Annotated in this window: 12 protein-coding genes and 1 tRNA gene; 6 read left to right on the top strand and 7 right to left on the bottom strand. The window is 42.7% G+C overall.

Annotated features, from left to right (window positions below):
- Positions 1–139: 139 nt before the first annotated feature.
- A complete protein-coding gene (locus E7L17_RS00465) occupies positions 140–943 on the bottom strand; it encodes a M15 family metallopeptidase (protein WP_316321307.1) in 804 nt (267 codons plus the stop codon).
- A gap of 249 nt (positions 944–1,192) precedes the next feature.
- On the opposite strand from E7L17_RS00465, the gene pyk reads away from it, so the two are divergent.
- Together pyk and E7L17_RS00475 are read left to right on the top strand one after the other, a co-directional pair.
- The gene (pyk, locus tag E7L17_RS00470; RefSeq protein WP_316321308.1) at positions 1,193–2,959 is read left to right on the top strand and encodes a pyruvate kinase; all 1,767 of its coding nucleotides are present in this window, start codon (positions 1,193–1,195) and stop codon (positions 2,957–2,959) included.
- 109 nt (positions 2,960–3,068) lie between these two features.
- Positions 3,069–3,155, top strand: a tRNA-Leu gene (locus E7L17_RS00475).
- Positions 3,156–3,339: 184 nt separating this feature from the next.
- Here the strand turns inward: E7L17_RS00475 and E7L17_RS00480 are convergent.
- The 3 genes from E7L17_RS00480 to E7L17_RS00490 all read right to left on the bottom strand — a co-directional run bounded on the left by E7L17_RS00480 (position 3,340) and on the right by E7L17_RS00490 (position 5,693).
- Positions 3,340–4,371: a helix-turn-helix domain-containing protein gene (locus E7L17_RS00480; RefSeq protein ID WP_316321309.1), complete on the bottom strand. Its 1,032-nt coding sequence runs from the start codon at positions 4,369–4,371 to the stop codon at positions 3,340–3,342.
- A gap of 363 nt (positions 4,372–4,734) precedes the next feature.
- Positions 4,735–5,364 carry a DUF2812 domain-containing protein gene (locus E7L17_RS00485; protein ID WP_316321310.1) on the bottom strand — a complete coding sequence of 210 codons (630 nt, stop codon included), beginning with the start codon at positions 5,362–5,364 and terminating at the stop codon, positions 4,735–4,737.
- On the bottom strand, positions 5,361–5,693 hold the full coding sequence (locus tag E7L17_RS00490; protein ID WP_316321591.1) for a PadR family transcriptional regulator: 333 nt from the start codon (positions 5,691–5,693) through the stop codon (positions 5,361–5,363). The genes E7L17_RS00485 and E7L17_RS00490 overlap by 4 nt, the downstream gene beginning before the upstream one ends.
- A gap of 310 nt (positions 5,694–6,003) precedes the next feature.
- On the opposite strand from E7L17_RS00490, the gene E7L17_RS00495 reads away from it, so the two are divergent.
- Positions 6,004–6,609, top strand: a complete 606-nt coding sequence (locus E7L17_RS00495; RefSeq protein WP_316321592.1) for an EFR1 family ferrodoxin — start codon at positions 6,004–6,006, stop codon at positions 6,607–6,609.
- 129 nt (positions 6,610–6,738) lie between these two features.
- On the opposite strand, the gene E7L17_RS00500 is transcribed toward E7L17_RS00495, so the two are convergent.
- The gene (locus tag E7L17_RS00500; RefSeq protein ID WP_316321311.1) at positions 6,739–8,364 is read right to left on the bottom strand and encodes a SulP family inorganic anion transporter; all 1,626 of its coding nucleotides are present in this window, start codon (positions 8,362–8,364) and stop codon (positions 6,739–6,741) included.
- 492 nt (positions 8,365–8,856) lie between these two features.
- Here E7L17_RS00500 and E7L17_RS00505 point away from each other — a divergent pair, with 492 nt between their 5' ends.
- Both E7L17_RS00505 and E7L17_RS00510 read left to right on the top strand, forming a co-directional pair.
- Positions 8,857–9,717, top strand: coding sequence for a radical SAM/SPASM domain-containing protein (locus tag E7L17_RS00505; protein ID WP_316321312.1), 861 nt, complete (start codon positions 8,857–8,859; stop codon positions 9,715–9,717).
- Between the two features lie 46 nt (positions 9,718–9,763).
- A complete protein-coding gene (locus E7L17_RS00510) occupies positions 9,764–9,919 on the top strand; it encodes a hypothetical protein (protein ID WP_316321313.1) in 156 nt (51 codons plus the stop codon).
- Positions 9,920–9,990: 71 nt separating this feature from the next.
- On the opposite strand, the gene E7L17_RS00515 is transcribed toward E7L17_RS00510, so the two are convergent.
- Positions 9,991–10,458 (bottom strand): DUF4429 domain-containing protein, encoded by a 468-nt coding sequence (locus tag E7L17_RS00515; RefSeq protein WP_316321314.1) that lies wholly within the window; start codon positions 10,456–10,458, stop codon positions 9,991–9,993.
- Between the two features lie 179 nt (positions 10,459–10,637).
- Entirely contained in the window at positions 10,638–11,264 is a 627-nt protein-coding gene (locus E7L17_RS00520) for a superoxide dismutase (protein WP_316321315.1), read from the bottom strand.
- 293 nt (positions 11,265–11,557) lie between these two features.
- Between E7L17_RS00520 and E7L17_RS00525 the strand changes: the two genes are divergently transcribed.
- Entirely contained in the window at positions 11,558–11,998 is a 441-nt protein-coding gene (locus E7L17_RS00525; RefSeq protein WP_316321316.1) for a hypothetical protein, read from the top strand.
- Positions 11,999–12,007: the final 9 nt, after the last annotated feature.

A 12,007-nucleotide genomic window follows, 5' to 3' on the forward strand; every position in this document is an offset into this window, starting at 1 on the left:
TAATCAACATAAGTATAACAAAGGAATTTTAGCACAAAGCGATTTAAAAATCAAGTAGTATTTCCAGTAAAATCTTATTTTTTCTAAAAAACAACTCTATTTAATCATTATAAACGAAAAGAACAGCAGAAAACACCGTCTATTTCTTCGATTGTTTGGCAAGATAAGACACATACTCTTCTAAACAAAAGCCCATTTGGCGCATACGCTGCGCATTTTCTTGCCCCACGTAACGAAAATGCTGTGGTTCACCGCTTTTTTGCGTTACACTGCTTTTATTCTCGGGATAGCGTAAAATAAAACCATACTGCGTGCCATGAACCAGCAGCCATTTGGACTGCTCCCCGCCGGTGAAATCAAAATCCACCGCAAGGCCGGTTTGGTATTCGCTAAAATTTCCACGCTCTACCAGAGTCTGCGCTGAGTCTTCTGCGCGCACCTGTGTGTAGCCGGAGGCGACTAACTCCTGCACTTTCTTTTTATACAGCTCTTCCTGCTTTTCAGGGGCAACATAGCCTTTGGTTATTTTTAGAGTAACACCATCCCCGGCTGCTGCTTCCTTCATGGGCTGAAAAGCAGCGGCAAGCCGTTTATCTACCGAGACGCCATCCGCCTCGGTTAAATCAGGCACCGTGTTCTGCATCAAACCTCGTTCACTGGTGACCAGCAACAAAAGGTCTGGTGCGTTACTTGCCGCAGCAGACTGCACCGGCTCAGAATACTCCGTAGCAGAGGAGGACTCAAACAGCTCTTTTTCCAAAGATGGGTGCAGCTGGTACCACACAAGCAGCAACCCCGCAATAAGCGAAATTAAAATAACTACGGCAACCACAGTCATTAAAATACGCAGGCGCCGAACCTGATTGACTCCACGCCACCCCGGCTGGCTTTTCAGCACTTTATTTTTGTGGCCGGAACGACCATTTCTATTCCAGAGCCCCACGCTTCGCATTCCTCCCTTATGTATTACCGCTCCATTGCAGTAAAAACCTTTTATACCTTCTTTATTGTATATGTTATCGTAAATTTTTTCAATATCTCTTATGATTACAGTTAAGTAACCTATTTTCTTTTGCAGCAATAATGTTATGTTTGATTTTTCACAATAAATGATGTAGTATAGGGGGGAAGAAATCAGGATTTGTGCACCGTCGCGCTAACGAAAAGCGTCCGTTTGAATGGAGGAATTACCGTGAGAAAAACCAAAATCATCTGTACCCTTGGCCCCTCAACTGACAAAGAAAGTGTTCTGCGCCAATTGATGCTATCTGGCATGGATGTTGCCCGACTGAACTTTTCCCACCAAACCCATGCTGAACAAAAAGTTCGTTCAGATAAAGTGAAAAAGTTGCGCCAAGAGCTGGATGTTCCTGTAGCATTGCTGCTGGACACAAAAGGCCCGGAGGTTCGTATTAAAACCTTTTCGGTGCCCCAAATCACTTTAAAGCAGGGGCAGCAATTTACCCTTACCACGCAGCAGGTGGAAGGTACCGACCAAATTGTAAGCGTAACCTTTGCGAATTTGCCAAAGGACGTAACCCACGGTTCCCACATTTTAATAGATGACGGCTTAATTGAGCTGAGAGTCGAATCCTGCACAGATACAGATGTGCTATGCACCGTGCTCAACGGCGGAACTCTTTCCTCAAATAAGGGTGTAAACGTACCCGGAGTTCAGCTCTCTCTTCCTTTTATCAGCGAGCAGGATCAAAAGGACATTGCTTTTGCTGTGCAGGAAGAATTTGATTTTATTGCGGCATCGTTTACACGCAGTGCACGCGATATTTTAGAGCTGCGCAGTGAGCTGGAAAAACTCAACTGCCACAGCATGCGCATCATCGCCAAAATTGAAAACCGCGAGGGTGTCGATAACATTGATGAAATTATCCGCGTAGCGGACGGAATCATGATTGCACGTGGCGATTTGGGTGTAGAAATTCCGCTCGAAGAAATCCCCGTAGTGCAAAAGCGCCTGATTAAAAAGGGCTATAACGGCGGCATGCAGGTTATCACCGCTACCCAGATGCTCGACTCCATGATGAAGAACCCCCGCCCCACCCGTGCAGAAGCAACTGACGTTGCAAACGCCATTTACGATGGCACCAGCGCTATTATGCTCTCTGGGGAAACCGCTGCCGGTAAATATCCCATCGAGTCTCTCAAAACAATGTCTACCATTGCGGAGCGTACCGAGCGCGATATTAACTACAAATCTCGCTTTATGCAGCTTGTAGGTAAAGAATCTCCCAATGTTACCTCTGCTATTTCTCATGCTACCTGCACTACCGCACACGATTTGGGCGCCGTGGCAATCATTACGGTTTCCAAATCTGGCAGAACCGCACGGATGGTATCGAAATACCGCCCTGCCTGCCCCATTATCTCGGGCACAACCAGCGAAACAGTGCGCCGACAAATGAACCTTTCTTGGGGTGTTATTCCTATTATGGTAGACGAACAGGTTAACACCGATAAGTTGTTCGACCATGTAGTAAAGGTATCCAAAGACCGCGGGCTTGTAAAAGACGGTGACGTTGTGGTCATCACTGCAGGTGTACCGGTAGGATTCTCTGGCACAACCAACCTGTTAAAGGTACAGATGGTTGGAGATATTCTCGTTTCCGGGCGCGGTGTGAATCAAACCTATGCCTGCGGAAATCTGTGCGTTTGCCAAACCGAAGAAGAAGCCTGGCAGCGCTTTAAGCCCGGAGATGTATTGGTTCTGCCGCACACAACCAATAAGCTGATGGAACTGATTCGCCTGAGCTCTGCGATTATTACGGAGCAGGACGGCCTCAATTCCCACGCGGCAATCGCCGGGATGGCTCTAAACAAGCCAGTTATTGTGAATGCAGAAAACGCCACTCATCTTTTGAAGAGCGGCACTACGGTAACGGTAGACGCCATGCGTGGTATTGTTTACAGCGGGATTCACAAGCACGAAAAAGAGGAGATTTAAATCCTTAAAAAGAAAGCTGCCGATAAAAAACGGCAGCTTTTTATTATTTTTTTAATTTAAGTACTTGATTTTCATTTTAAAATAGATTATAATAAAGCACGTTGTTCTTGCCGGTGTGGTGAAATTGGCAGACGCGCTGGACTCAAAATCCAGTCCTGGCGACAGGGTATCGGTTCAAGTCCGATCACCGGCACCAAATCATGATAATCCGAACCTTGTCCCCATTGGGGACGGGTTCGGATTATTGCTTTATTTCGACTATAATTTCTTTTCGAACGGCGTGACGCAACGCTCGGAATCTAAGCCGAGAGGCCGCGAAAAAAGAAAGCTAAATAAACAAAAAAGTGGCGGCGATATCATCATGATACCGCCGCCTATTATTACTTTACTAGCAAAGCATCAAACCTTGCGTCTCCCTGCACAAATGCACACTGCTCCTCGTTTAAGCAGCCAAGAAGGGACTGACACACTTCATCGTAATATTCTTTACTTGGCTGTTTTAACTTCATGTGGGAATATAATGAAGATTTGGTGAAGCCGGATATGCTTTCAATATTTCCTAGCAATCTCTGCCCAATCTCAAAGAGGCGTTCAGAATCTTTCTCCAATATCGCCAGTTCAAGGCCTGGTAATATTTCGTGATATTCCCCCATCTCAAAGAGTTGCGCCAAAAGTCTCAACTTTTCCAATATCTGATGCGCTTTCTTGAAATCCTGGCCCTTTAGCGCAATATTATAAATGTCATGGAAGGTTGATTGAACATTTTGGTAGCCTGAATAGAGCAGTTCCTCGAACATCTGCAATGCCTCATCCTCGCGCCCTGTCTCGCGGTAGACTGCGGCGAGCTTACGCTTGTGTTCGGGATTCTCTGCGGAGAAATAATCAAGGTATTTCTCCGCTTTGTCAAACTGTTCACAACCCATGTAGTAGTGATAGAGTGCATTGGCGGCAGAGCTTTTGACGTGCTCATCCTCACTTTCTAGCGCACGCTGATAACAGCTTACGAAATAAGAGACAAACTCCGCCTCTCCATCGATTTCCTGCATTTGAAGGTGGCTATGCAATACAAGTGCCATGTGAAGTGTGAGAAAGTCGCTATTGGGATAGATATAAAGCTGTTCCTTTGCCCATGAAAAGACCATATCGAATGGTTCGTTTTTCAGTTTTTTATGAGCTGTCACAATGATTCGATTTGCCTGCTCATCAGACAGTGAATCCGTATGTGATAGCAACGTGTCTAGAGTGATATCCAGTAGTCGCGCAATGGGCGAGAGTAGCGTGATATCAGGCATGGAATTGCCCTTCTCCCACTTATTTACGGCAGGAGCGGTCACGCCTAAGCGCCTTGCTACTTCCTCCTGCGTCAAATTCTTTTGTAAACGATATTTGCGAATTATAGTTCCAATTTGCATAGCAAGGCCCTCCGTTTCGTACTCTTAGAATAACACGAAATAGAGGGCTTATCAATTGAACATGATTTAATTTCTGGTAATTTATTTTAACCAATATTCATATGGGTTTTATCTGGCAATTAAATTGCGACCGCCAACAGGTTGGCAACTTTATCTGGTGATTTCTGCATTCCTTCGCTTGCCCATTGCCAAAGGACATTTAAGAGGCTACCGGCACCAAGGAAAGACCGGCGATTTTTAAAATCGCCGGTCTTTCCTTGGTGCGTATTTATACAAGTTCACAGGTCATAGATGCTCTAAAACCACTCGCGTGAGAATTAAATCTTAGAGGATTTCTTGTTGAATTTTCATTTGCTGTCTTATTCATTCAAAGGTTTTACTTTCTTCTTTTAACTGGTTAACTAATGATGAATATTTCACCATTGGGATAGCGAACAGAATACCAAAAAATAGTATAACCGCTCTAATAACCCATGTCATGGGAATGGACACCAAAGAACTACCGGGAACAAATGTTATAGCGGTTAAGCCAAACATCAAAATAGTAGCCCATACATAGGCACGTCTTGCCGTCTTGTAAGTGTCCAACTTATCCAGCACATCTGTGTGCAATTCAAAAGGTTTTCCGTCACGCTTTTTTTCTAAAATCAAAAGCTCTTCGTTGAACCCACCGGGAGAGGTCGCAATCTGCCCCATACCTTTTGTGTAGGGACGCCATCTCATTTTTCCATAAGAAATATTCAAGTTCATGTTTTTGGTAAAAGTGCGGAATCCTAAGTCTTCAAGGTACCTGCGGTAATCTTCCCCTTTGGAATATGATTGATCCCCGATAAACTCTACGGCATATTCATATTCGTGTGGATTACACGTGTCAAAAGTATAGGTCATCCTTCCGCACTTCTTTAAACGGTAACCTTGCTCAGCCATGTTGTTTAACCATTTTTCCTGACCATCCAAAAAATCAAAAAAGTATCGAAAAACAGTTTTGGTCATTGATTCTCTCCCTCCTTAATAATTGTTGAGGCCAGTTCACAAACTTCGCCCATACGCTTCAACTCTTCTAGCGCTTTCTGTCTTCCAATATCGGTTATAACAAACTCTTTTTTTCTGCTATCGGCTTCATTGCCAAAGGGGACAATCCATTTTTTCTTTATCAAAGCATTGATTGCACCATACAAAGTACCAGCCCCTAAAACAACCCGCCCATTCGTTTTCTTTTCTATAAATTGCATAATCCCATACCCATGATTAGGTCTATACGCAGCCAACAGGACAAGGAATGTTGTTTCTGTCAAAGCGCCGCCTTTTATATTATCTCTTATTTAAACCACCACCCACATTAGTACGTTTACTGTAATATAAATATATCACTATACGTAATAGATGTCAACTGTTTTAAAATTATATAATATCATCAAAAATATAATTGTGTATCATTCTCTGCAGTTAAAACTATGGATTCTAATGTATATCATCCCAAAAGACTCACGAAGCTTCATTGCTTTGTGAGTCTTTTGGTTACGACTATGGCTTAGACGCTGTCTATAAAGTTCGGAAAATATGCCGCTATTACTAATTTCGCGACAGATAATTATGGTGCTGACAAGTTTCGCTACATAGTTATGTTAAGCAATCCATTTTGTAGAGAAAGTAAAGTTAAACCCAAAGGCATACATTTTTGCGGTTTCTACGCCCGGGCTAATCAACGGTGGCTGTCAAGATAAACTAGCGGAACTGCTAAAGGAAAAGCGCTGCACGCTTTCCTATGGAGAAAAAGTGTACAGTGTTGCCAATTATGTGACTATGTATCCACCGTTTCCGAATCCCGACAAGCATGTTCCCAAAACTGAAAAACAGCTTAAATCCATTGCACAAGAAGTTGCGGAAAAGAAGCTATGGTATCATCCGCACGCCAATGCGATTACACGATGGCTAGCGCCACGGAAGATGCAGAAGTTTATTGAGCATTGCCCCTCAAACGACAAATACTTTTCCGTTTGGGATGACTACATTTCTTGTGGTTTGTGCGCGAAAGTTTGCCCCTGCCATAACATTCGCTTTGAAAATGGCAAACCAATCTTTCTCCACCAATGCAGCCAGTGCATGGCATGTATCTCCTTTTGCCCCAAACAGGCAATCAATTTCCCAAGATTCACAAGGAAACGAAAAAAATACCACAATCCACATGTCACAGCTGTTGATGTTGCTTCAAATAGAAAGCAATATCCGCCACAATAGTTCTTACCTGACAGCCTGTGATTTTCAAATAGCCTGTTTTTTTAATACGTAAAAAGAAACCGGACAGAGCAAATGCTCTGTCCGGTTTCTATATAAAAAGCTTTTTAATGCAATACTCTCAATACTCTTTTATTCTTGCAAGTGAGCTAAAATAGCATCTTTGGCATTGAAGTAATACGAATCAGAGCCTACCACATCGGTAATTCCGGCACGGTCCAGCATTTCTTTTACGCTTGGCTGAATGCTGGAAAACAGTATGGTGACTCCCTTTTCCTGCTGTTCACGGCAATAGTCCAGTAAAAATGCAACAGCAGAGGTATCTACAAAGGGTACGCCACGCATAGACAAAATCAATACATCTGCATCTGCCTGAGCCAGCCCGGTTTCAAACTGCTCCAATGAGCCGAAAAAGACCGCTCCCGTAATATAAGCTACCTGAATATGACGGCTAGCCTCCGTGGGCAGTTCTAGACGTTTTGAATCCAACTCACTGACGGAAATTTGAAGATTTGAAATATGAATGACAAAGATGGCAATGGAGAATAGTACCCCTACGGCAATGGCAATGGTAAGGTCAAACAGAACGGTGGTCAGCATGGTAATTACAAACTTTGAGATACCGCCTTTGAACTTATGAACGCATAAATACCGTATGCTTTCCCATTCATTCATGCGCCATGCGGTAACCATCAACACACCTGCAAGCGCCGCCATCGGAATTTGCGACATAAGAGGGCTTAGTAAAAACATAGATAACAGAAGAACCGCACCCTGAATCACGCTGGTTAATCTCGTTTGACAACCCGATTTAATCGCAACACTGGTTCGGGCGATCGCTGCTGTGGCGGGAACTCCGCCAAAAAAGGGAAGTAACACGTTGCCCACACCCTGAGCCACCAGCTCACGATCGGCATTCATTCGTTCTCCCTTCATGCGTCCTGCCGCCGCACCGCATAGCAGGCTTTCAATCATACAAAGCACCGCAATACTGACTGCGGGAAGCAGAATAACCTCAAGCTGCATCTGCGACAAAGAGGCAATGCTTAAACGGTTGGTATGTATTAAAGTTTGAGGAATTGTGCCTACGTTCTGAACAGGCAACTGAAACACCACAGAAAGCACCGTAGCAATTATTACCGCAGCCAAAGAACCTGGTACTTTGGCACCCAATTTTGCAGGCCAAAGCATCATCAGCGCAATCACAAACAGACCAATTGCCAGTGAGTACCAATTGGGGGTCACTCCCCTTTGCACCATAGTTACCACACGCTCCAGCGCATTGTTCCCTGTAAGAGTTACCCCCAATAAATTGCCAACCTGCCCTAGCGCAATTATGATAGCAATACCGGAGGTAAAACCTGAAATAACTGGGGTTGGCAGAAAATACACCAAGTTCCCTAAATGAAAAAGCCCCGCCAGTATTAGCATAAGGCCTGCCAATAAAGACGCAGCGAATAAAGTGTCTAATCCATAACGTGCCGCCAAAGGAACCAAAATAGCAGTCATGGCACCGGTTGGGCCAGAGATTTGAAAGGATGCGCCAGAAAGTGCGCCTATAACAAAAGCAGAAATAATCGCTGTAATCAGACCAGCGGCGGCATCTGCTCCACTGCCTACACCAAAGGCCAATGCCAGTGGTAATGCAACAGCCGCAACGGTAATTCCCGAAAGAAAATCCTTGCGCAGTGCTGTGGGTCCATACCCATGAAATTCTCTTTTTAAATCTGCCGCGTAATCCGTAACCAAGTGAAACAATTGACTCCCTCTTTCTTCGCTAATCGTATCAATCCAGACCTCTAGAATGATAACAAATTGCCAGGGGGGTGTCAAATAAGCTGTTGCGATTTTGTATGATAAACTGCATGCATCACGAAATTCTTCCTATAAGTTATAATATTTGTTTTATATTTATGATGACTACATCCAAGCATTAGACACAATAAAAGAAAGATGCCTAAAGAATTATTACCAAAAATCGATTCTTTGGGTACATCCATGATTTTGCAGCGAAAAGCAAATTTTCCCATAATATTACTATATAAAATTAAACAACGAAATCAATTGCGAAAGCAGAGTAAACTTCGCTATTCTCATTTTTATTTCACTGTCTTATATCTCTTTGGCGAAAAGAAAAATTGAGCCAGATACTAAGTCGATAAAAGGGATTAACAACTTTTTCTAATTTACTATTAAGAAGCTTTGTATGCTATAATAGCCTCATTATATTTAGAAAAGTTGAGTTCATCTATGAAAAAGCTATCCCGTTTCTATGTTGAAATTACAAATGTTTGTAATTTATCGTGCAGTTTTTGCGTTGGCAATGTTCGTACACCACGGTTTATGAGTACGGATGAGTTCACACATATCATCCAGCAGGTAAAGCCCTATACAGACTATCTTTATCTGCACATTTTAGGCGAGCCTTTGGCGCATCCTCAGTTGGAAGAATTTTTAGCTCTGGCACACCACTTTGGCATGAAAGTTAACATTACTACAAACGGTACGTTGCTTGCAAAAGCACAGAAAGTACTACTGAATGCACCCGCATTGCGAAAAGTAAGCGTATCCTTACACAGCTTAGAGCCAGATAGCACTTATCGCAAGGAGGATTATTTAAGAGATGTGGCATCGTTTGTTACGGCGGCAACGGCCAAAGGAATTCTTTGCGAGCTAAGAATGTGGAACCTAGGCGCGAACAACGTTGATAACGAGGCTATTCTCACACCTTTGTGCCATCTTTTAGGATTGGATAATGCGGCTCAAAAAGCGGCTCAAATCGAGATTTGTAACAGCGGAAGCACCACACTGGCACCACGCCTTTTTCTTGGGAAAGCGGCGCGCTTCACATGGCCAAGCATGACCGAACCACGCACGGAACAGCCCATATTCTGCTACGGATTGCGCAACCAAGCGGGAGTACTAAGCGACGGTACTGTGGTTCCCTGCTGTCTTGACAGTAAGGGGGATATTGCACTGGGGAACCTTTTTCAAACGCCGCTTGCTCAAATTTTGTCTGGGGAACGCGCACAAGCACTTTACAATGGTTTTTCAGCACGCGAGCCTAGTGAGGAGCTTTGCAGACGATGTGGGTATGCAACACGCTTTTAATAAAAATGGGCTGTCTACTATACTGTAGCAATCAAGATACACTTTTATGAGTGATTGGTATGGCTCGTATCTTGGTGAAATTGAAGCACCTAACATGATTACAACCTTATCGCTTGAAGTTTTATTCAACATTGCAACCGCACTTCGCATTCCGCCATCCCGGCTTCTTGAATTTAAGGATTGGCTTGTACACATAAAATAAAAAAGCCTACTATGATGATAGAAAAAATCTTTCATTCATAGCAGGCTTTTTTGATTAATTACTTAAAAATATTAGAGACCCAACAGCTCTTTTTTCTTTAGATTAAACTCAACTTCTGTAATAACTCCAGCATCGAATAACTCTTTAAACTTTTTTATCTCATCAGCCGAACTTATACTATTCGCCATAACAGGAGCGGTTAGTTGATTCCGAAGTGCTTCTATTTTATCTTTAATTTGTGCAACTGTATCATTATCTATCTTTTTAAAGAGAACTGAGTTTTCATCATTTACCGCTTCCTCTAGCCCCCCTGTTTTTTCGACACCACCAACTAATGTAAACTGTATGTATCCTTTTGTTATGCTACCGGCATTTTTAACTTGAATACCACTAATTTGATCGATATATATATCTTTATCTCCCTTATCATAGCCTTGAGACATCCTGGCCCAAAAACCATTGCGCCTAATTACTACTTTATTGGAATATACCTCCAGCTGTCCATTGAACCCATTCAACACCAATATTGCATTTTCCACAATTATTACCCCCTTAACATATCATTAATATAGTATAATAACAATAAACTTTAGTCAATAGTTAACTAAAATAAAGCTATATTTAGAAATAAGTATAAAAAAGAACGACCGTGAAACGGCCGTTCGAAAGACCATATTTATTTGGTTACGCACATTCACATTTTAAACTATCTATCAGATTAGCTTCCTGTATATAGGCACTCAGCCCTATCCCAATTAATTACATGGAACCAGTTATCGATATATTCGTTCCTTAAATTAATGTACTGTAAAAAATACGCATGTTCCCACACATCAATTACAATCAGAGGGCAATACCCCGCGGATAAGGGAGAATCTTGATTCGCTGTTTCATAAAGGCTTAGATTCCCATTGCAATCTTTCACAAGCCATAGCCAACCGGAGCCAAAAACAGCCATTGCCTTTTCTTTAAATTTTTGCTGAAATGCGTCAAACGAGCCAAACTGTTTATTGATTGCTTTTTCAAGCTCGCCTATGGGAGCATTCCCTTTTCTACCCGGCCGTAATGACGCAAAAAAGAAATTGTGGTTCGATACGCCTCCGCCAAAATCAATTATTTTCGTTCGTACACTGGGAGGTAATGCGCTCTTATTTCTCAGCATACAATCCAGCGTTAAGCCTTGCAGCTTAGGGCAATCCTTTAATACTGCATTTAGCTTTTCAACATAAGCCTTTACCAGCCTATCGTGGTGAACCTGCATGGTTTGTGCATTGATATACGGCTCCAAAGCATCATACCCGTATGGCAACGGCTTGAGCTCGAACTCATAACAGTTTTCAGACATAAACGCCCTCCTAATAAGCAAGAAGTTATAAATAATATCATTGTATGAATTCTAATTTTCATATGCTACAACAGAATCATTTTATTAACCGATACACGATCCGCACCGCTCGCTGAAACTCAAAGGCTTTAAGATAAAAACGTTTGAGACGCGCAAACGATCCATTCATTTATGGCGCAAGAGTTGTATTACTAGGCTCTTTTATTTATTTCTAAGGCTAAGTCCAAAAGTCAAGCCTTGTATGTGAAGTAAAATCCGAGTATAATTATTATTTGTGTCTATAAAAAGGAAGGATGAACAGAGTGGACGAAATTAAGCAAATATACATAGGAGACAGCTATTCGGACTTTCTCCGTTATTGCGATCTTCATAGCCTAAAACTCATGCGCGACCTGATAAACTGCCGGTTTGAGGAGCTGCCGGGGCTAATTCAAATCTCCCCCTCGCTTTTAAGCCGCATCAAAGCCGTGTATGTTCTTTATATCAAGAAGCACCCGGAATGCCTCGCCACTGCGAAAACACCCAAAGTGAAATCCGCCTCTTCCATGGAGGATTTAAAGGATAAGCTTCTTGTTATCTTCCAGCAAAATGCGAATAAATTGATTCGTATAACTGATATTACCAAGGCGCTCGGGAAAGGTGCTACACGAAGTGATATTATTCATGTGCTAGAGCACCAAAATTGGTGTCGTATTGTCGATAACACCACCTTTTTCTACACTCCGGTGGACTAAAATGACCAC

The organism is Clostridium sp., assembly GCF_032576335.1.
Taxonomy (GTDB): Bacteria; Bacillota; Clostridia; order Oscillospirales; family Acutalibacteraceae; genus Faecalispora.

Excerpts from the sequence above, each read along its gene's own strand:
- E7L17_RS00480 (WP_316321309.1), bottom strand. The coding sequence starts at position 4,371 with ATGCAAATTGGAACTATAATTCGCAAATATCGTTTACAAAAGAATTTG.
- E7L17_RS00485 (WP_316321310.1), bottom strand. The coding sequence starts at position 5,364 with ATGACCAAAACTGTTTTTCGATACTTTTTTGATTTTTTGGATGGTCAG.
- E7L17_RS00505 (WP_316321312.1), top strand. The coding sequence starts at position 8,857 with ATGAAAAAGCTATCCCGTTTCTATGTTGAAATTACAAATGTTTGTAAT.
- E7L17_RS00510 (WP_316321313.1), top strand. The coding sequence starts at position 9,764 with ATGAGTGATTGGTATGGCTCGTATCTTGGTGAAATTGAAGCACCTAAC.
- E7L17_RS00520 (WP_316321315.1), bottom strand. The coding sequence starts at position 11,264 with ATGTCTGAAAACTGTTATGAGTTCGAGCTCAAGCCGTTGCCATACGGG.
- E7L17_RS00525 (WP_316321316.1), top strand. The coding sequence starts at position 11,558 with ATGAACAGAGTGGACGAAATTAAGCAAATATACATAGGAGACAGCTAT.